Genomic DNA, 19,673 nt, shown 5'->3' on the forward strand with positions numbered 1-19,673 from the left:
GCTGAGCTTAGCGTTCGGCTCTCAGACGTTCGGCTTGAGCAAGAGCGCAGTCGCTGAACAAGTCAAACGCACCCAGTGCATCGTCATTGACAAAGGGGTGTGGCTCATCTGAGGCGCGTTGGGTTAGCAGCTCAATACGTTCAATGCTGTTATCGCGTCGCGCATGGTTTGACAGGAAAACATCGACGTTGGCCGCTGCCGCTAAATGACGAAAGCGGGCCCCTGACGCGGAGTATTCGCGAAGCCTTGCCTCATCAGGGCCAAAGTTAAATCCTGTGCCGCCCCATAGCCCGACGTAATGCGTGTCGTTGCCATCATGAACAGGGAAAATCAGCGACAGTGTCCCGGCTGTATGGCCTGGCGTGACGTACATGGAAATGTCTGTATCTCCTAGACTCAGCACGTCACCATCGGCCACGGTGATATCCCTTAGGGGCGGTTCTCCCCAGCGTGGGTTGCTAACGCTGAGTTCTTCTTGTTCCAAAGCCGCCCAGTCTGCGTCTGCCATAAGCACGCGAGGAGTGAAGTTGTCCACTAAATACTGTTGTCCGCCGTAATGATCCCCGTGGGCATGAGTAATGATGAGGTGCGTAATATCATTGGGGTCCAGGCCCAACGCGATAAGCCCTTGTTCAATAAAAGCCTTGGCTTCTTCATCATTATTCATTGTATCGATCAACACGATGCCTTCATCCGAGGTGATTGCCCAACTTGTGACGCCTCGATGTCCCAAAAAGTAGAGATTATCAAAGACTCGGGTCGGCATTGCTTCTGGAGGCGTACGCTCTTCCCGGTGCTCATGGCGATGATTATCAGCACCCGCGGGGCGCTGTCCGGCAACACGCATGGTCATTGTAAGATCGCATAGGCTGTGAAGGCCTGTATGCCCTTCACCTGATGACAGGCCGCGTTGTGCAATGGCCTCGGCTAGAGGCATCGCTGGCTCAGCTATGGCCGCTTGGCTTATGCCGACGGTAAGTAAGGCTGATAGTAATGATGCTTTCATCGTGATAGACCCGTCTTTAGAAATCAATATTGAGACCAGCCCAGTAGCGACGCCCGTCTTCGACATAACCGAAGCTATCCTGACCGATTTCTTTATCAAACAAGTTATAAACGCCCAGCATTACTTGCATGTTTGGCGCAAAAGACCAGCGTGCACCGGTATCCCAGGTGGCGTAAGAGGGAGCTCTGACTGCACGACTGGTGTCTAGCGTAGTGGGCTGACTTTCTTTGCCACGGAAGCTGTAGCGTGTCCAAATGCCCAAGTCTGCGTTTGCTTGCCAATCGACACCTGCGTTCAGTAAGTGTGTTGGCAATTGAGTGAGCGGTTGTCCGGCATTCTCGCCGCTACGCTGCTCTGAATCGGTATAGGTGTAGCTAGCCTGCAAATTAAGCGAGGGAGTCAGCGCATGGGTTACACCTGCCTCGACCCCTTGGGTGACCGCTTTATCGATATTGATGTTGTAAGTAGGATCAGCTCCTGTTTGATTGTGGCCATTGAGACAAATGTCACTTGGACAGGCAGCCCGGCTGATTTTGTCGTTGAAGTCGTTATAGAACGCTGTCACGTTCGCACTGATACCGCCATCACCTTGGTAAAGCAAACCAACTTCATGGTTCACCGAGGTTTCAGGCTGAAGGTTTGGGTTGCCATAGATATCTCCTCCACGGCTGGCTTGCACCCAGCCCGGTGTCAAGTCGCGTAGATTAGGAGCACGGTAACCTGTGGAAACGCCACCTTTTAGGGTCCATTCTGGTTGGAAGTGCCAAACGCCGTACAGCCTCGGACTCAAGTGATTACCAAAGCTCTCGTTGTCATCCAGCCGCAGGCCACCGGTGACTGACACTGTGTCAGCCAGCATCCATTCATCTTCTACAAAGATGGCCCACTGAGATTGAGTGATTTCGGTAAGCGATGCGTTGGCATTGGACGTCGTGTCATTGAGCTGTTCATGCTCATAGTTGACGCCAGCCGTCACGAAATGAGCGCCTAACGGCACCACGACGCGCGAATCGAAAACGGTATTGTTAATTTCGATGTCCCGGCCTCGGTTGTAGCCGGTTTCCTGCTGGAGATAAGAGTCTGAGGTGAAGTGGCTCCAACGGCCTAGATGGGATGCAGAGATATATTCACGCTCATTGTCGGTGGACGACGCGCTGGATCCTGCCTGTGTGAAGCCTGGGCGGAATGTTCGTTCTTGCGCTTGGCGGCCTACTTCAACGTCGATATCGTGGTCTTGATGGGGCGTCCAAGAGAATCGCGCGGATAAGTTATGAAACTCTCGTCCTGCATAGCCGCGCACAATGCGGTCTTCTTCGCGCTTTTGGAACTGGCCTTGCAAGCGGAGCCCTAAGGTATCTTGAATCAGCGGTCCACTGAGGTACAGCTGCTGCTGGTGTTCATCCCCTGATGCTCGGTCTTCTTGATAGGTAGTTTCAAGGCGTAGGTTGCCGCTCCACTCATCGGATACGCGGCGCGTGATGATATTAATGACACCGCCTAATGCTTCTGAGCCGTATAAAGTCGACATTGGCCCGCGAATGACCTCGATCCGCTCAATGGCAGAGAGGGGAGGAAGCCAGTCCTTCTGAAAACCGCCGCCACCATTGGGCTGGGTTTCGCGTGTAGATTGGCGCCGTCCATCTACCAACCACAGCGTGTACTGCACTGGCATACCTCTTAGGCTGACATCTTCTCCGTCGCCACCACCCGTCACCACGACACCTGGTACATCGCTCAGTGCATCCGTGATGTCTCGATAAGCGCGTTGCTCTAGCGATTCGCGGGTGATAACGCTAATTGAAGCAGGCGCATCCGCAACAGACTGCTCGTAGCCAGAAGCAGAAACGACAACCTCAGATAGGGACACATTCTCTTGGGCAGCAGCGTCTAATGATATCAACGCACTGATGGGCAATAAGGCAGACACAGCCAGGGCAGACGGAGTAGAAATGTAATGACGGGTCACCAGCGGATTCTCGAGCAGTCAATTGAAAAATGAATAGAGGTTTACTTTATTTGCTAGTAATTCTTATTTCAATTGAAGCGGCAGGAACGAGATGTTGCGCTTTAAGCGACAGTTAGCAGGCTTTAGAGTTTTTAATCACTAGGCCTTATTCGGCGGTACGATGCCTTGGCGCTGCATTTGCCGATACACCGTTGGCCGTGAAACCCCCAGCTCGCGTGCCACGGCGCTAATGTTCCAGTGGTGTTGCTGCAGCCGTGTCATGAGGTGGCGATCAGTGGCCTCGCTTTCAGGCGCGGTTGGCGTAGGCGTGCGAGTAATGCGCTGGCTGAGGCACTGTTCGGGTAGGTCGTGCACGGTGATTTCATCGCTCTCGGCGGTGGCGAGTGCAAACGCCAGGGCGTTTTTTAGCTGACGAATATTGCCGGGCCAGGCGTAGGCGAGCAGCGCACTGATGGCGTCGGCCCGCAGCCGAGGGGCGGAGCTTGCGCCGCGTTCGCTCACCACATCGCTGAATACTTGGCGAATCACGTAGAGCTTGTCGGCGCGTTCGCGCAGCGATGGTAAGCGCAGCTGGGCACCGTTCAGGCGGTAGTAGAGGTCTTCACGAAACTCGCCCTGCGCAATCATGGTATCGATGTGGCGGTGGGTAGCGGTGATTACCCGAATGTCGACTTTTTCGGGTTTGTTCGCCCCCAACGGCATCACTTCCCGCTCGGCCAGCACCCGCAGCAGGCGGGTTTGCAGGGCCAGCGGCATATCGCCGATCTCATCTAAAAACAGCGTGCCGCCGTGGGCCTGGGGGATCAGCCCGCGCATGCCTTTTGCCCGCCCGCCGGTAAACGCGCCGGGTTCATAGCCGAACAGCTCGCTTTCGATCAGCGCTTCGGGAATCGCCGCACAGTTCACCGCAATAAAGGGGCCTTTGGCGCGGTTGCCGCTATCGTGCAGCGCACGGGCAACCACTTCTTTGCCGGTACCGGTTTCACCGCTGATCAGCACGTTGACACTGGCTTCGTTACGCAGCCGTTCGGCCAGCTTTTGCACTTTACGTATAGCAGGGTCGTCGCCCCCCAGCCGTTCTAGCGCTGTTGGCAGCGAGGAGGCGGGCTTTCCGAGTGGCGCGATGCGCGGCCTGCGCGGCTCCAGCAGGCTAATAAAGTAGATGGCGTTGCTGGCGCGGGCGCGAAACGCCCTGAGCTGGTCGTTGGTCGCGCTGTTGATGCTCAGCACATCGGCAATCTCGCACTCAAATAGTTCACTGAGCATCGGCGCGTGTTGGGCAGACCACGGCAGCCAGCGCTGTTGGTGCGCACTGATCAGTTCGCGGCCGACGGCATTGGCGGCAATCACCTGGCCGTTCTCTTCAATGGCGATAAGCCCACGCCCGTTCACATGCACAAACTCTCGCGAGGTATCTAAGCGCACCATCAGGCAGTCGCGGTAGCGCTGCAGGAAGTAGGCGTCTTCGATCATGCGGGCGTAGAGCGTCACCAGCGAGAGGCTGAAGTTCTGGCTCTCATGCTGAGTGGGCGACTGCAGCGCAGAGATATCCAGCACGGCCATCACGTTGCCTTGCGGGTCGGCGATGGGGGCGGCGGTGCAGGTGAGCGAAATATGCGTGGCGTCGAAGTGCTCCTGGCGGTGGCAAATGATCGCTTGGCGGTCGTGCAGGCAGGTGCCGACCGCACAGGTGCCCGCGAAGCGCTCGTCCCAGTCGGCACCTAAATAGAGGCCCGCTTTGCGTAGCTGCTGGTCTTGGTTGGGGTTGCCGCGAAACTCGACGGTAATGCCGCGATGGTCGGTGAGTAGCAGCACGTAGCCGAGCTGGGCGATTTGCCCATACAGTTGATCGACCCCGGCGCGGGCAACGTGCAGCAGCTCATCAACGGACTCCCGGTGCTCGATCAAGGTTTGCTGGGGCACCACCCGGGCAGGGCGTGGCTGCGTGGGGTCGAGTTGGTACTCGTTGAGGCAGCGCAGCCAGGAGCGGCGGATGGTGGCCTGTGCCGGTAGCTGTGGCGCATCGAGCCCTTCACCGAGCTGGAAGATGTGCTCGATATGCTGGCGCTGCACGGAGGCCAAGCGTGTCGGTGGTAGTGATGGCGTTGGCATGGCGAATCCACACACGATTATTGTTGTACTTCCAGCCTATGCGCTTTGTAGTGGGTGTCAACGAGGCTGTATTACGCCGTTAGTCGTGCGTTACACCTGTAACGTTAGCCGTACACAAGGCGTGACAGGTGTACGCGGTTTGCGCTGTTTTATAACGGTGTGTGGATGTTTGATTGCTTATATTTTTCAATCGCTTATTGACTATTTGGCGCATTTGGCACGGCGGGTGCTTAGGGTTGAGTGTCTTATCGACAGTTCAACAATAACAACGACCTTGGAGTACCCGCGATGACTCACACAGAGGTAAGAACCCCATCCCACGCCAACAGCACCGTCAGCGCATGGCTACAGGAGTTTGATGAGACGCTCCAGGCGCGCGATATCCAACGCGTGCTGACGCTATTCAACGACGAATGCTACTGGCGCGATTTTCTGGCGTTTACCTGGAATCTAAAAACCTGCGAAGGCAAGGAGGAAATCCAGGCAATGCTTGATGCCACGCTGGCCAATACCCAGCCTACCCAGTGGCAGCTTGACGGGGAGGCCAGCGAAAATGGCGATACCGTTGAAGCGTGGTTCACCTTCAAAACAGCCATTGCCAGCGGAAAAGGCTATGTGCGCCTGAAGAACGGCAAGTGCTGGACGCTGCTGACCACCATGCAGGCGCTGGACGATTTTCCCGAACCGCGCAACCAACACCGCCCTAAAGGGGCCGAGCATGGTGCCAATAAACAGCGTGAAACTTGGTTGGAAGCCCGCGAGCGGGAAGAAGCGGAGCTTGGTTACACGCGCCAGCCTTACTGTGTGATCATTGGCGGTGGCCAGGGCGGTATTGGCCTGGGGGCGCGGCTAAAGCAGATGGGCGTGCCCACCATCATCATTGAGCGCAACGAGCGTGCGGGGGACTCCTGGCGCAAGCGCTATAAATCCCTCTGCCTGCACGACCCGGTATGGTACGACCACCTGCCCTACATTCCTTTCCCGGAAAACTGGCCGGTGTTTGCCCCGAAAGACAAAGTGGGCGACTGGCTGGAAATGTACACAAAGGTGATGGAGCTCAATTATTGGAGTTCCACGACCTGCGACAATGCACGCTTCGATGAAGCCGTAGGCGAGTGGATCGTGAACGTGAAGCGCAACGGCGAAGATATCACGCTGCGCCCGAAGCAGCTGGTGATGGCTACCGGGATGTCCGGTATGCCCAACGTGCCCAAGTTTGCAGGCGCGGAGAGCTTCGAGGGCGAGCAGCAGCACTCCAGCCAGCACCCAGGGCCGGATGCTTACGCGGGCAAAAAGTGCGTGATCGTGGGCTCGAATAACTCGGCTCACGATATTGCCGCCGCGCTCTGGGAGCACGATGCCGATGTCACCATGCTCCAGCGCTCCTCGACCCATATCGTCAAGTCGGACTCATTGATGGAAGAAGTGCTGGGGCCGCTCTACTCGGAAGAGGCGGTAGCTGGCGGGTTGACCCACGAAAAAGCCGACCTGCTGTTTGCCTCGATTCCTTACAAGGTGTTGCCCGATTTCCAGCGCCCGGCGTTTGAGGCGATTAAAAAGCGCGACGCTGAGTTTTACCAAAAACTCGAAGACGCGGGATTTATGCTCGATTTCGGTGACGATGAGTCTGGCCTGTTTTTGAAGTACCTGCGCCGTGGCTCAGGTTACTACATCGATGTGGGGGCCTGCGATTTGGTCGCCAATGGCGATATCAAGCTGCGCAGCGGTGTTGGCATCGAGCGTATTAATCCGCACTCCATCACGCTCACTGACGGCAGCGAGCTGGACGCTGATTTAATCGTCTACGCCACTGGCTATGGCTCCATGAACGGCTGGGCGGCACGGCTTATCTCTCAAGAAGTGGCGGATAAAGTAGGCAAGTGTTGGGGTTTGGGCTCCGATACCACTAAAGACCCCGGCCCTTGGGAGGGCGAGCTGCGCAATATGTGGAAGCCCACCCAGCAGGAAGCGCTGTGGTTCCATGGCGGCAACCTGCATCAGTCTCGGCACTACTCGCACTATTTGGCGCTGCAGTTAAAGGCTCGTATGGAAGGGCTGGAAACGCCTGTCTATGGCCTGCAGCCGGTTCACCATGTGTCTTAAAAGCTATGCGTCTTAACAGGAAGGGATACTTATGAGTCAGTCGACGAATCAGCCACAGATGCAGGCCGCAGTGTGGTATGCCGCTAAAGATCTGCGCGTTGAACACGTGCCGGTGCCGATGATCAACGACCCCCATGCGGTGAAAGTAAAAGTCGCCGCCTGTGGTATTTGCGGCAGCGATTTACACGAATATGCCGCCGGGCCAATTTTTATTCCGGTAGGCAAACCGCACCCCATTAGCGGCGAGCAGGCACCGATCATTATGGGCCATGAGTTTGCGGGCGAAGTGGTGGAGGTTGGTGAGAAAGTGACGCGGGTGAAAGTAGGCGACCGTGTGGCTATTGAGCCGATCCTTTCACCTAACAAGGATGGCGCTTACCAGATGGAGCGCTACAACCTGACGCCGCTGCTCGGCTTTCATGGCCTCTCCGGCGGTGGCGGAGGATTTTCGGAGTTCACCGTGATGGGTGAGCATATGGTGCACAAACTGCCGGATGACCTCAGCTACGAGCAGGGGGCGCTGGTCGAGCCTGCAGCGGTCGCGCTGCATGCGGTGCGCCAGAGCAGCATCAAAGCCGGGGATAGCGCCGTGGTGTTTGGTGCTGGGCCTATTGGCTTAATGACCATCGAAGCGCTTAAAGCCGCCGGGGCTGCACATATTTATGCGGTGGAAGTCGCGCCATCCCGTAAGGCTAAAGCCGAAGCGCTGGGAGCCATGGTCATCGATCCACAGCAAGAGGACGCGGTGGAGAAACTGCACGCCTTGAGCGGCGGCGGGGTGGACGTGGCCTTCGAAGTGACCGGCATTCCCGCCGTGCTCAACCAAGCGCTGCACAGCACTCACGAGGGCGGCGAAGTGGTGGTGGTGAGTATTTGGGAGGGAGAGGCCAGCTTTCACCCCAACGACTTGGTGATTAAAGAGCGCACCATGAAAGGCATTATTGCCTATCGTCATGTGTACCCGGCGGTGATGGCGCTGATGCAGCGGGGCTACTTCCGCGCCGAGGATATGGTCACTCAACGCATTCCGCTGGCGGATATCGTGGAGGAGGGCTTTGAGGTGCTGCTGAGCGATAAGGCGCAGGTGAAAATTATCGTCACGCCATAGCGGTACGTTTTTGAAAAGCGAAAGGCCATCTCCGTATGGCCTTTTTTAATGGGATCTTTTTGATGGGCGGTGCCGCTACTCGGCATAGATCATTTTGCGCGTCATCCCGCCGTCGGCGACAAAGTTCTGCCCGGTGATAAAGCCGGATTCTTTGGAGAGCAGAAAGCGGGTGAGCGCGGCAATATCTTCGGGAGTGCCCACGCGCCCCGCCGGGTGCTGTTCGCGGTCGATATCACGGTGCTCCACCGGCTGCTGGCGGCTGGGTTTTTGCCAGTCACCGACTTCAATCCAGCCCGGGCTAACGGCATTGACGCGAATATCCGGCCCTAGGCTGACCGCTAGCGCGTGGGTCAACGCGACAATGCCACCTTTACTAGCGGCGTAGGCTTCAGTATCCGGCTCAGATTGGATGGCGCGTGACGAGGCCATCAGCACCATACTGCCGCCGTGCGGGCGTAAGTAAGCAGCCCCATGTTTGGCGCACAAAAAGGCGCCGGTGAGGTTAGTGTTTAAGTAGGCCTGCCATGTCGCTAGCGAGAGCTGCTCTACCGGGCCATGGAAGGGGTCCGCAATGCCTGCGTTATGCACGATGCCGTTGAGCTGACCAAAGTGGCTGACGGTTTTTTCGAGGCTGGCCGCCACCTGGGCTTCATCGCTAACGTCTGCCGTGAGCGTGAGCATTTGCGACGGGTTAGGCAGCCTTTTCGCAGCGGCGTCTAGGGCTTCTTCATCGATGTCGGTAATGGCGACGCGATGGCCTTCGGCCAGCAGCAGATGGGCGATGCCCAGTCCGATGCCTTGCGCGCCACCCGTTACGTAGTAGGTATGGGGTTTTGTCATGCGTTTTGTTCCAGTGTGAAAAGGGTGTTTACAGCCGTGCCGCCAAGGCAAATGTGAAATAACGATACAGCTAACGACAGCCGCCACAATAATGCATACATTGACATTAACTAAACGAGCTTAGCGGCGCTATGCCCGATGGATAAAATTGGCGGTTAGATACCCTTGAGGTTTTTGCCATGGTGGAGAGTGAGCAAGCGCGGCTAATGGCGTTACATAGCTTAGCTATTTTGGATACCCCACCTGAAGAGCGCTTCGACCGGATTACCCGGCTGGCCACACGCCTTTTCAACGTGGACATTGCCCTGGTGTCGTTAGTCGATGAGGAGCGTCAGTGGTTCAAGTCACGGCAAGGATTTTCGCTGACGCAAACCTGCCGGGAAGAGTCGTTTTGCGCTCACGCCATTCAAGGGAAAGGCATTTTTGAAATCGAAGATGCCAGTCTGGATCCTCGCTTTGACACCAACGTGTTGGTGACTGCCCGACGCGGTATTCGTTTCTACGCGGGTGTTCCACTGGCCACCGCCGACGGTTTTCCCGTGGGTACCCTGTGCATCATCCACTCCGAGCCGCGCCGGTTGAGCCCGCAAGAGCGCCAAGCGCTTTGCGATTTGGCAGCGTGCGCAGAAGACGAGATCAACCGAGCTGGGCTTGAGAATGAGCTTGTTAGCGTGAACGAGGTGAAGCGCCAACTGGCTCACGATGAAGCCCGTCAGCGCTTACTGGCTGAAGCGTTGGCTGCGCTCAACGAAATCAGCACGTCCAATCATTTGAGCCTTGAGCAACAGTTTCAGGAAGCGTTGGCCTTGGGCTGTCGCTACTTACAGCTGGACATTGGCATCATCAGCCGCATCCACAAAGGAATTTTTGAGGTCGTCTCCGTGACGGCCCCGCAGGATGTCACGATGGGAGTTGGGCAATGCCTGCCTTTGGCTAACACCTACTGCGATATGACGCTAAAGAACAATGGTTTTCTTGCCGTCCATAATGCGGCATTGAGCGATCTCAGACATCATCCATGTTACGAGACCTTTGGGCTCGAAGCGTATATTGGAAGCGCTATCCAATTAGGTGACCAGCTGTTCGGCACGGTAAGCTTCTCCTCTGCCGTCCCTCGTCAGCAGCCCTTTGCGGAAACCGACATCCTCTTCATCAAGCTACTGAGCCGGTGGATTGGCTCGGCGCTAGAGCGTCAGCGTGTCGATGCGCTAAAAAGCGAGTTCGTCTCGACGGTGAGTCATGAACTCCGTACGCCGCTGACGGCCATTACCGGCGGGTTGAAGTTGGTACTGGGCGGGGCGACGGGAGAGCTGCCAGAGAGCACTCATAAAATGCTCTCCATGGCGCTGAAAAATGGCGAGCGACTGGCGTTATTGATCAATGATTTGCTGGACGTTGAAAAACTTTTGGCGGGGCAGTTAAATTTCATTTGTCATCCCAGAGAGTTAGGCGTGTTACTTAACGCGGCGCTTCAAGAAAACCAGCCTTATGCGGAACAGTACGGCGTTACTTTGCGTTTAGAGGCGCTATCTAAAGAGCGCTTTATCAACGTCGATGCACTACGCTTCCAGCAGGTTATGGCCAACTTGCTCTCAAATGCCGCTAAATTTTCTCGTTTGAACGGTGACGTCGTTATTTTCTGCGACGAGTGTGATAAAGATGTACGTATCAATATAAAAGATAGCGGCTGCGGTATACCCGAAGAGTTTAGAGCCAGGATATTCCAAAAATTTTCGCAAGCAGATGCCAGTGATCGACGCGTTAAAGGAGGAACGGGGTTGGGACTTTCTATCAGTAAAGCGATTACCGAACAAATGGGTGGCACCATTGGGTTTCAGTCTACCGAAGGAGAGGGCAGCACGTTTTATGTGACGTTCCCTTACGCGGAGGAGCGCCCTCATGATGCGCACTGAACGAAACATCTTACCCGCGGGTTCTCCCTGGTATGCAGGCCTGCTGTTCGCGCTGTTGTTCGTGGCGGGCGTGGCGGGCAACATGCTGCAGTTATCGGTACTGTTTAACGTCTATTTCGTCTTCGGCTCGGTGGCCGTCATGTTGGCCATTGCTTGGTTAGGCATGTGGCCTGCTGTATTGATAGGCGTGGCAGCGGGGCTTTATACCTACGTCTTTTGGGAAAATCCGGTCACCGTCATGGTGTTCGTGTTAGAGGCATTAGTGGTCTCGTGGCTCTATCACCATAAAGTCAAAAACCTGATCATTGCCGCTCTGATTTACTGGATTGCAGTGGCCGCACCGATCGACTTCTTGTTATTCCCTTATTGGCTGGGATGGGGACAAGAGCTGACCCTGCTGGTGTATTTGAAACAAGCCATTAACGGTGTCTTTAATGCGGTTATCGCCAGCGCCATCATCATCTTTTGTGGGTTGTCCAAAAAAACGTGGCTACCGACGGCAGGCGCACTGTTAACGCTCAAACACCTACTATTTTGTTCTCTCCTGTCGGTCACGCTGATGGCGGGTATTCCGCTGATTCTTTATGAAGGCCACGCCATGCGCCAAGGCCAAGAGAACTTCGTCAAACAAAACCTCAATAATTTGGGTAACGAGTTGGTGGGGCGCCTGTCCGAACCCGAAGCCGATCAGCGCTACATGTACCATATTGGCCGGGTACGTGCGGGCAATGACGTCAATATCGGTCTTCTAGACGCAGACGGTGAGCTACTGGCGCAGGTGGGAAACCTCAACTCCTTGACGCTGGCGCCTGGCGATGAGCTCATTGATGTGGGCGAGCGCATCACAATGTGGTTGCCCGGCAATTTAGACAATCCAGCGGTGCGTTTTTCACAAGGCCTTTACACGATCAAGCTGCCTGCGCTCGGCGTGGCAGGCGTCGACCAGGTCGTACTTGAAACACCGGCACTCCCTACCGTCAGCGCCATGGAAGCCTACCGCATCGTCCTGTTTGCGATGTTAGCAGGGGTATTGATCTTCGGTATTTTAGCGGCCGAGCTGTTGAGTCGAACGATCACCCAGCCGCTGACCCGTCTTGGCAAAAAAGGTCGTACGCTAAGTGACAGTATCGCAAACGGCAAGACGCCCACGCTGCCTAGCAGCCGTATCGTAGAGTTCCAGCAGTTATCCGATCTATTGGGCGCGATGAGCGCCGAACTCAGCGATGCGTTCAAACGGCTGCGTCATACGCAAAGCAATTTAGAGCGTGAGGTCGATCAACGCACTAAAGCGCTGGCCAGCAGCAATGACTTGTTGAGCTCAGTGCTCGATTCTGCGGTGGACTTCGCCATTATCGCCACCGATACCCAAGGAGTGATCAAGCTCTTCAACAAAGGCGCTGAAGACCTGTTGGGGTATCAGGCGAGCGAGGTCGTGGGTAGTCAAACGCCCATGTTGTTCCACGATGCCGACGAAGTCGAACAGCGGCTCATCGATCTCAACCAGAGCGTCGGCTACACGTTGACGCCCTTCGAAGTGTTCACGCACCGCGCCGCCCTGGACAAGCGTGATGCCAAAGAGTGGTTCTATGTGACCCGTTCAGGGGAGCGAGTGCCCATCAAGCTGGTGGTCACGGCGATCAAAGACCAACAAGGCCATATCACTGGCTACCTGGGTATTGCCGAAGACATCTCTGAATCGAAGCGGGTAGAGCAGATGAAAAACGAGTTCGTGGCGACCGTGAGCCACGAACTTCGTACGCCGCTCACTTCCATTTCGGGCGCGCTAGGGATGGTGTCTGCAGGCGCGCTGGGCAGTGTGCCGGATACCGTCATGCGTATGGTCAACATTGCACACAAAAACAGCCAGCGGCTGACGCACTTGATCAACGACCTGCTGGATATCGAAAAAATCGCTGCCGGTAAACTGGCCTTCGACATGCAGTGGCAGCCGTTACAGCGGCTGTTGGAGAGCGCCATCGAAGAAAATCGCCACTACCGACACGAGCGTCAAGTCACGTTAAAGCTGGATAACCCCTATCCAGAGGCTCAGGTGCGCGTAGATGGCCAGCGCCTTCAGCAGGTCATGGCAAATTTACTCTCCAATGCGGTGAAATTTTCACCGGAGGGCGGGGATGTCCAGATCAGTGTCGAGAAGCAGGCCCATGTCATCACGGTGAGCGTCAAAGACGCTGGGCCGGGCATCCCCGAGCATTTCAAAGCGCACATTTTCAGTAAGTTTGCCCAGGTAGACGCTTCCGACTCCCGAGCGAAAGGCGGTACGGGGCTAGGATTGGCGATCACCCGTGAACTGGTGGAGCACATGGAAGGCTCGATGGGCTTCACCAGCGAAGAAGGCAAGGGAAGTTGCTTCTGGTTCTCGCTCCCGCTCCATCCGTCCGATACGGTCAGCGGCCCATTGGGCAGTGGCGCTGAGGTTGGTCGGGTGTTGGTGATCGAGGACGATCCCTCCGTCGTCCGGGTGCTGTTTGAAACGTTGTCTCAGGCGGGCTTCGAGGTAGACTCCGCGCTGAATGGTGCCATGGCGTTAGAAAAACTGGCCGAGCAGCGCTACGACGCCATCACCGTCGATATCGGCTTGCCAGACATGAGCGGGTTCGATGTGATTCATGCCCTACGCGAGCAGCATGCCTCGAAGCATACGCCAGTGCTGGTCGTGACGGGCAGCGTAGAGCGGGGCAGAGTGGCTTTAGAAGGGCACCTCGAAGACATCGCTTGGTTAGCGAAGCCCATTCAAGCTCAGCATTTGTTAGCACTACTGGGCGAGCAAATCCAGGCCCATCAAGAGCGCCCAACGCTACTGCACATCGAAGATGATCCCGACCTGCATGCGGTGATTCGTACCATGCTGAACGAACATGCAGAGTGCGACCACGCGGTGAGCGTGGCTATGGCGCGCCGGTTGTTAACCTATCGTCGTTACGATGCCATCATTTTGGATATAGGGCTGCCCGACGGCCAGGGCTGGGATTTATTGGAGCAGATTCGAGAAGCCCAGCCCCGCGCACGCATCATCATTCTCTCGGGACAGCCAATTAGTGAGACAGATCAACATCGAGTTGAGACGGTTTTTTTAAAATCGCGTATAAGCCCGGCACAATTGCTCGAGGCCATTCAACAACGAACCCAACTGGCGCAGATGGTGGATAACGGATGAGTAGTTTAGAGCGTATTTTGTATGTGGAAGATGACCCGGATATCCAAACGGTAGCGGCGCTTGCGCTGGAAGTCGTCGGTGGTTTTAATGTCAAGGTATGCTCCTCGGGGGAGCAGGCGTTGGAAGAAGCGGTGGCCTATGCGCCGGACATGATTCTTCTCGATGTGATGATGCCCGGCATGGACGGGCCATCTACCTTAGCTGCGCTGCGTAAACTGCCGAGCCTTGAGAAAGTGCCCGTTGCGTTTATGACCGCTAAAGTGCAGCCCCACGAGGTGGACCAACTCATTGCACTGGGTGCCGAAAGTGTGATTGCCAAACCGTTTGATCCCATGACGCTGGCTAATCAAGTTCGCACTCTTTGGGAGCAGGCGTGTGGTAAACCGTGATCAACAATCCTTAGAACACAAGCTGGCACTGTTAAAGCAAACGTATCAGCAAAACTTACAGACCGAACTCGCCTCGTTGTGCAGTGTGCTCACGCGTCTTCAACAGACGTTGCGTGCCCAGCTCATGACCCCCGTTGGAGAGGCGCTCGACGATGAAGCGCAAGCGCCTCGGGAAACGCTGACCGATGTATACCGACGGCTGCACAAACTGGCAGGGTCGGCGGGTACGTTTGGTTTCGATACGATCGGCAGCCAGGCGCGCATATTGGAAGGCGGGCTGAAACGCTGGTTGGAAGAGAGCGATCAAGAGATTGACCTTCAACTGGTCAACGTAGTGAGTGGCCAGCTTCAGTCCATGCAAGTAGAGCTGGTACCAAGCCTCCAGCAGGCACCGGCCATCGACGCCCCTCAAGAAGTCAGCGGCACGACCGCCAAGATTTGGCTGATCGAAGAGGACGACAAACTCGGTAAACACATTCGCGAACAGTTGACGAATTTCAGTTACGAGGTGCGTCTGTTTACCTCCGTGCCGGAAGCGTGTCAGCAGATTGCCGACGAGTCTCCTGATATTTTGATCGTGGATGCCATGGCCGGCGTTGGACACTTGGCGCCGCTGCAAGCGCTCTCGTGCCCGCTGCTATTCATCAGCGACTGCGACAGCTTCGATGCGCGTATGCGGGCGGCTCAGTTAAGTGCACAAGGCTATTTTTTGAAGCCGCTGAACATTCCGCAATTGGTGAACCGCCTCGAACAGCTGCTTCAAGAGCGCCAGTCGCCCCCCGCACGTATTCTCGTCGTGGACGACGACCAGCAGCTGGCTGCGTATTACCAGCTCGTGCTGGAGGCCGCTGGGATGGAAGTGCGGATTCTGGATAATCCACGCCATATCATCGATCAACTGACATCGTTTAGACCCGAGCTGTTGCTGATGGATGTACACATGCCGGATTACGACGGCCCCGATTTGGCCTCAGTGGTTCGCCAGTATGACGAGTGGAGCAGCCTGCCCATTGTATTTTTATCGGCCGAAATGGATCTGGGCAAACAGGTGGATGCGCTTAGCCACGGGGCCGACGACTTCCTCACCAAACCTATCCTCGCCGCGCAACTGGTGGCGTCGATTCGCGTGCGAGTGGCGCGTTCCCGTACGCTCTCGGCACTGCTCAATAAAGATAGTCTGACGGGGCTACTCAAGCACGCCAGTATCAAAAGCGCTGCCATCAATGAAATCAGCCGTGGCTATCGCCAGAACTACTCGGTGGTCGTGGCGATGGTGGATATCGACCACTTCAAGTCGGTCAACGATACCTATGGTCATGCCACGGGGGATGTCGTCATTGCCTCGGTGGCGACGCTGCTCCGTCAGCGCCTGCGGCAAACGGACATGATCGGTCGCTACGGTGGCGAGGAGTTTTTGGTGGTGTTGCCTCACTGCAGCGCAGAGGATGGTCGCAAGCGTTTAGAAGACATCCGTGAATACTTCTCTCGGCTACGCTTCAACCAGGGTGATCAAGAGTTTGCCTGTACGCTCTCTTCGGGCATGGTGTGCAGCCTCGATGCGTCAGATCAAGATCGGGATCGTTTACTGGTATTGGCGGATGAGGCGCTTTACCGCGCCAAACGCGGGGGCCGCAACCAGGTGTGCCAGTAGCGCTATCCGTCGACGGCGCTGGCATGATTCGTTATGGAGCAACGCAGCAACAATTGCGCACTGCTGGTGCGCTTTTGCCGACTGGCAAGCGATGCACGTCTTTCGAACACGGTTTATTTTTTATAACGCTATGTATTTAAATAGAAATATATTTATTGGCATGCGGCTCGCTATACAAACGGTAAGCAGCAAATGAACAGAGTCATTTAGGTCACTTGCGTGACGACACTCGATGCTCTCCCTTCTTTGCGACGTTGCTAAGGCGATGCCTGGCAACCCACCGAGTGAGCTGGCGTGCTCCACCTGGGTCCCCTTCGGGGGACTTTTTTTATGCCTGCTTGTCGGGGCCGTTGGTTAATAAAAGCTATCAGAGTCAGAAAACCTATAATAAAATTTCACAGGAAATTTGGAAACAGTGTTCGTATACTATATATTGTATAGGTTAGCTAGTGTCGACCAGCACCAACCCCAAGCAAGATGCAAGAGGATGACCCTGATGAGCAAAATGAAATTGATCACCGCCGCTATCGTTTCAGCCAGCGCTTTCATGGCGAGCCAAGCCGCTATGGCTTATGAAGCGGGCGATGTCTTTGTTCGCGGCGGTGTTGCCCAAACGGACACGGGCTCAGGTAATGGCAACGTTGGTGGCGCAGACCTCAACGTACAAAGCGCACGTGGTTTCACTTACGGTGCGGGCTACCTGTTTAGTGACAAATTTGGCGTTGAGCTCAACAGCTCGGAAAAATTCGAGCATGATCTGAACACCACGCCCGGCGGTAGCGCAGGTAGCGTAGATCGTCTGCCGGTGAACCTGCTGGTGAACTACTACCCGATGGGTGGGTTGGATTCCAAAGTTCAGCCTTACGTAGGCCTCGGCTTGAACTACACCAGCTTCTCTAGCGAGCCAGCTAGCTTGAGCATCGATGAGAGCTATGGCGCGATTGGCCAAGCGGGTGTGGATCTGGCAGTGACGGATAACGTCATGCTGAACGGCTACGTTAGCTACGCTGACGTGAGCGCTGATATCAACGCGGCTGGCGCCACCATTGGTGAAGTCGATATCGAGCCTGTGACCATCGGCGGCGGTATCACTTACCGCTTCTAATCAAGGCTTGTTAGGTACACGCCCGGCTCACTGACGTGAGCCGGGCGTTTTTTGTTGGCCAATCGTTACAGTGTTAAGTTATCTGAGCCGCTATCCTTCACCAAAATATTGTCCTCGATGCGAATGCCGCCGCAAACGGCAAGATGGTCGACCAGCGTCCAGTCGATGGGGTGGGGCTGCTTACGCAGCGGCGCGAGCAGCATGGGGATGAAATAGAGTCCTGGCTCGATGGTGACGACCATGCCGGGTTGCAGTGTCCGGGTGAGGCGCAGGGCAGGGTGAGCTTGAGGTGCTGGTGATGGCGTGCCGTCTGGCTGCATCAACCCGGCCACATCGTGTACCTGAATACCCAACGAGTGCCCTAGCCCGTGGGGGCAGAAAGCACGCGTAATACCTGCTTCCACGGCGCTTTCTGCGCTGCCGGTATACAGCCCGTGTGCGACCAAGATATCAGCCAAGCCTTGGTGCATTTTTTCATGCAGTGCAACGAAATCGACGTCAGGGGCGATGTGTGCAATCAGCTCATCTCTGAGGCTGTGCATGGCGGTAATTAAATCGCCAAATTCGCTAGGAGCATCTGGGCCTGCATGGGTGCGGGTAATATCGGCGCAGTAACCTCGAAAACGTCTGCCCGCATCTACCAGCAGGCTGTAACGCTGCTTGGGGGCTGACAGGTCATAGCGCTGATAGTGTAAGACCCCGGCATGCTCATTCAGCCCGATAATGTTTTGGTAGGGCACGTCCGATTCTCGCTGTCGGCTGGCCCCCAAATAGGCGAGTTGCACATCCAGCTCGGCAGCTGCACCAATAAAAGCCGCGTTGGCCGCCTGATGACCTGCTACCGCCAGCCGGTTCGCCTCACGCAGGCAGGCAATTTCATAGGTGGATTTCACCATGCGTAGCTCATCAAGCTCCCGCACAAGCGCTTCCGGGTGCAGCGTAGCCACATTGGAAAGCAGCGCGGCGCTCTCAAGCTCCGTCACATCGCCAAGGATAGCCGCTCGGCCCGAGAGCGGTGGGGTGATTTTATCGCTACATAGATGCACATCGAATTCAGCGACCCACGGCTCTTCAGGTAGCTGTGTCGGCAAGTGCCAAAAGTCGGCGGGCGCGTAAAGATAGAGCTGAGGGCGTTGATCCGGTTGAATCACCAGCCAGCTATGCTGAACGTCTGCTAGACCGACCCAGTGGATGAAGTGGCCGTAAGACTGAAAGCTGGTGGCGTGATCGTCGGCAAAGTGGTTGCGTGCGTGGCCGCTATAAATCGCCACGCTATCCAGCTGATGAGCCGCCATGCACTGCTGGTAAGCGCGCTGTAGCGACGCGATATGCTCGCGCTGCTGTTGGTGTAGGGTTGCTGACATAAAAGGCATCCTTTCAAGGTCGGGGCGGGGTGAGTTCGCTCCACAGGCTATCGAGTTCGGCGTGGTGTTGGCTTTGGTGACGATAAAGCCGCAGTTCCATGGGGACGTCCCAGCGGCTGTCACCCGCTCTCACCAGAGCGCCGCTGGCGAGCTCTGCCGCGACGTTGCGCTCGGGTAGCCAGCTCATGCCGTAGCCCAGCAGCACCAGTTCTTTGATGCCCGCTGCATAGAGGTTCTCACTTTGCGCCGTTAGGTACGTACTTTGGGGGAGTCTCGCCAGGTGCGCTTTGACCGCCGAGCCTAACAGCCCTCGCTTGGGATACGCCAACCACGGCACTGGCTGCTGGCGTGAGCCGGGTAGCAAAGCGCAGGCAGTGCCATCCCGCGTCAACCCGGTTACGGGGATCAGCCGCTCATGGCCGATCACCCGATACGTACAGGCGCTGGTATCGATGTCCAAATCGCAGCGCCCAACGGGCCAGTAACAAATCGCCAAGTCGCACTCTGCCCGGGCAAGCGCTTGAAAGTAGTCGCTGGCCACCCAGCCCGTGGCGCGCAAATACGGTTGAATACGCGCCTGCCAGCCGGTTCTGGCGAGCCATTCCGGCAGAAAGTGCGCCAGCAGACTTTGCGGTGCGGCCACCATGATGCGCCGCTGCTGCCCGGCGCTGATTTCACGAACGCGGTCGCGTGTTAAGCGAACCCGGTCGGTAACCTGTTCGCATAGCGTCAAAAACTCTTCTCCCGCAGGCGTTAGCGATAGCGGTAGCGTTTGCCGATTGATCAGCGTAACGCCCATCTCCTCTTCCAGCAGCTTAATGCGCCGGGAGAAGGTGGGCTGTGTGACGTGCTGTTCGTCGGCGGCGCGGGAAAAGTGTCGCGTTCTGGCCAGGGCGATGAAGTCTTCTAGCCAGCGAATTTCCATGCCTTACCTCGCAAAG

General features: G+C 56.2%; 13 protein-coding genes. 7 read left to right on the forward strand and 6 right to left on the reverse strand.

Features of this window, described 5'->3' with window-relative positions; genetic code table 11:
* Nucleotides 1-7 precede the first annotated feature (7 nt).
* The 3 genes from AB6K10_RS10960 to AB6K10_RS10970 all read right to left on the reverse strand — a co-directional run bounded on the left by AB6K10_RS10960 (nt 8) and on the right by AB6K10_RS10970 (nt 5,084).
* Nucleotides 8-1,072, reverse strand: coding sequence for an MBL fold metallo-hydrolase (locus AB6K10_RS10960; RefSeq protein ID WP_339118719.1), 1,065 nt, complete (start codon nt 1,070-1,072; stop codon nt 8-10).
* The gene (locus AB6K10_RS10965; protein ID WP_339118720.1) at nt 1,023-2,873 is read right to left on the reverse strand and encodes a TonB-dependent receptor; all 1,851 of its coding nucleotides are present in this window, start codon (nt 2,871-2,873) and stop codon (nt 1,023-1,025) included. Before AB6K10_RS10965 ends, AB6K10_RS10960 begins: the two co-directional genes overlap by 50 nt.
* 237 nt (nt 2,874-3,110) lie before the next feature.
* The gene (locus tag AB6K10_RS10970) at nt 3,111-5,084 is read right to left on the reverse strand and encodes a sigma-54-dependent Fis family transcriptional regulator (protein ID WP_339118721.1); all 1,974 of its coding nucleotides are present in this window, start codon (nt 5,082-5,084) and stop codon (nt 3,111-3,113) included.
* 288 nt (nt 5,085-5,372) lie between these two features.
* On the opposite strand from AB6K10_RS10970, the gene AB6K10_RS10975 reads away from it, so the two are divergent.
* A complete protein-coding gene (locus AB6K10_RS10975) occupies nt 5,373-7,187 on the forward strand; it encodes an NAD(P)/FAD-dependent oxidoreductase (protein ID WP_339118722.1) in 1,815 nt (604 codons plus the stop codon).
* Between the two features lie 31 nt (nt 7,188-7,218).
* Nucleotides 7,219-8,295: a 2,3-butanediol dehydrogenase gene (locus AB6K10_RS10980; RefSeq protein ID WP_339118723.1), complete on the forward strand. Its 1,077-nt coding sequence runs from the start codon at nt 7,219-7,221 to the stop codon at nt 8,293-8,295.
* 75 nt (nt 8,296-8,370) lie between these two features.
* On the opposite strand, the gene AB6K10_RS10985 is transcribed toward AB6K10_RS10980, so the two are convergent.
* Nucleotides 8,371-9,135 (reverse strand): SDR family oxidoreductase, encoded by a 765-nt coding sequence (locus AB6K10_RS10985; RefSeq protein ID WP_339118724.1) that lies wholly within the window; start codon nt 9,133-9,135, stop codon nt 8,371-8,373.
* A gap of 179 nt (nt 9,136-9,314) precedes the next feature.
* Between AB6K10_RS10985 and AB6K10_RS10990 the strand changes: the two genes are divergently transcribed.
* The 5 genes from AB6K10_RS10990 (at nt 9,315) to AB6K10_RS11010 (ending at nt 17,368) form a co-directional block, all read left to right on the forward strand.
* A complete protein-coding gene (locus tag AB6K10_RS10990; protein WP_339118725.1) occupies nt 9,315-11,048 on the forward strand; it encodes a GAF domain-containing sensor histidine kinase in 1,734 nt (577 codons plus the stop codon).
* Nucleotides 11,035-14,223 (forward strand): response regulator, encoded by a 3,189-nt coding sequence (locus tag AB6K10_RS10995; RefSeq protein WP_339118726.1) that lies wholly within the window; start codon nt 11,035-11,037, stop codon nt 14,221-14,223. Before AB6K10_RS10990 ends, AB6K10_RS10995 begins: the two co-directional genes overlap by 14 nt.
* Entirely contained in the window at nt 14,220-14,612 is a 393-nt protein-coding gene (locus tag AB6K10_RS11000; RefSeq protein ID WP_339118727.1) for a response regulator, read from the forward strand. Before AB6K10_RS10995 ends, AB6K10_RS11000 begins: the two co-directional genes overlap by 4 nt.
* Nucleotides 14,599-16,263 carry a diguanylate cyclase gene (locus AB6K10_RS11005; RefSeq protein ID WP_253018885.1) on the forward strand — a complete coding sequence of 555 codons (1,665 nt, stop codon included), beginning with the start codon at nt 14,599-14,601 and terminating at the stop codon, nt 16,261-16,263. Before AB6K10_RS11000 ends, AB6K10_RS11005 begins: the two co-directional genes overlap by 14 nt.
* 496 nt (nt 16,264-16,759) lie before the next feature.
* Nucleotides 16,760-17,368 (forward strand): OmpW family protein, encoded by a 609-nt coding sequence (locus AB6K10_RS11010; protein ID WP_253018884.1) that lies wholly within the window; start codon nt 16,760-16,762, stop codon nt 17,366-17,368.
* A gap of 65 nt (nt 17,369-17,433) precedes the next feature.
* On the opposite strand, the gene pepQ is transcribed toward AB6K10_RS11010, so the two are convergent.
* Together pepQ and AB6K10_RS11020 are read right to left on the reverse strand one after the other, a co-directional pair.
* On the reverse strand, nt 17,434-18,732 hold the full coding sequence (gene pepQ, locus AB6K10_RS11015) for a Xaa-Pro dipeptidase (protein WP_339118728.1): 1,299 nt from the start codon (nt 18,730-18,732) through the stop codon (nt 17,434-17,436).
* A gap of 13 nt (nt 18,733-18,745) precedes the next feature.
* Nucleotides 18,746-19,657, reverse strand: coding sequence for a LysR family transcriptional regulator (locus AB6K10_RS11020; protein WP_339118729.1), 912 nt, complete (start codon nt 19,655-19,657; stop codon nt 18,746-18,748).
* Nucleotides 19,658-19,673 lie beyond the last annotated feature (16 nt).

This window comes from Halomonas sp. BMC6 (assembly GCF_964204995.1).
GTDB lineage: Bacteria > Pseudomonadota > Gammaproteobacteria > Pseudomonadales > Halomonadaceae > Vreelandella.

What these genes read in the sequence shown, in the direction of transcription:
- AB6K10_RS10980 (WP_339118723.1), top strand. Translation starts at nt 7,219, where the DNA reads ATGAGTCAGTCGACGAATCAGCCACAGATGCAGGCCGCAGTGTGGTAT.
- AB6K10_RS10995 (WP_339118726.1), top strand. Translation starts at nt 11,035, where the DNA reads ATGATGCGCACTGAACGAAACATCTTACCCGCGGGTTCTCCCTGGTAT.
- AB6K10_RS10975 (WP_339118722.1), top strand. Translation starts at nt 5,373, where the DNA reads ATGACTCACACAGAGGTAAGAACCCCATCCCACGCCAACAGCACCGTC.
- AB6K10_RS11010 (WP_253018884.1), top strand. Translation starts at nt 16,760, where the DNA reads ATGAGCAAAATGAAATTGATCACCGCCGCTATCGTTTCAGCCAGCGCT.
- AB6K10_RS11020 (WP_339118729.1), bottom strand. Translation starts at nt 19,657, where the DNA reads ATGGAAATTCGCTGGCTAGAAGACTTCATCGCCCTGGCCAGAACGCGA.
- AB6K10_RS10985 (WP_339118724.1), bottom strand. Translation starts at nt 9,135, where the DNA reads ATGACAAAACCCCATACCTACTACGTAACGGGTGGCGCGCAAGGCATC.
- AB6K10_RS10970 (WP_339118721.1), bottom strand. Translation starts at nt 5,084, where the DNA reads ATGCCAACGCCATCACTACCACCGACACGCTTGGCCTCCGTGCAGCGC.
- pepQ (WP_339118728.1), bottom strand. Translation starts at nt 18,732, where the DNA reads ATGTCAGCAACCCTACACCAACAGCAGCGCGAGCATATCGCGTCGCTA.
- AB6K10_RS11000 (WP_339118727.1), top strand. Translation starts at nt 14,220, where the DNA reads ATGAGTAGTTTAGAGCGTATTTTGTATGTGGAAGATGACCCGGATATC.
- AB6K10_RS10990 (WP_339118725.1), top strand. Translation starts at nt 9,315, where the DNA reads ATGGTGGAGAGTGAGCAAGCGCGGCTAATGGCGTTACATAGCTTAGCT.
- AB6K10_RS10960 (WP_339118719.1), bottom strand. Translation starts at nt 1,072, where the DNA reads ATGTCGAAGACGGGCGTCGCTACTGGGCTGGTCTCAATATTGATTTCT.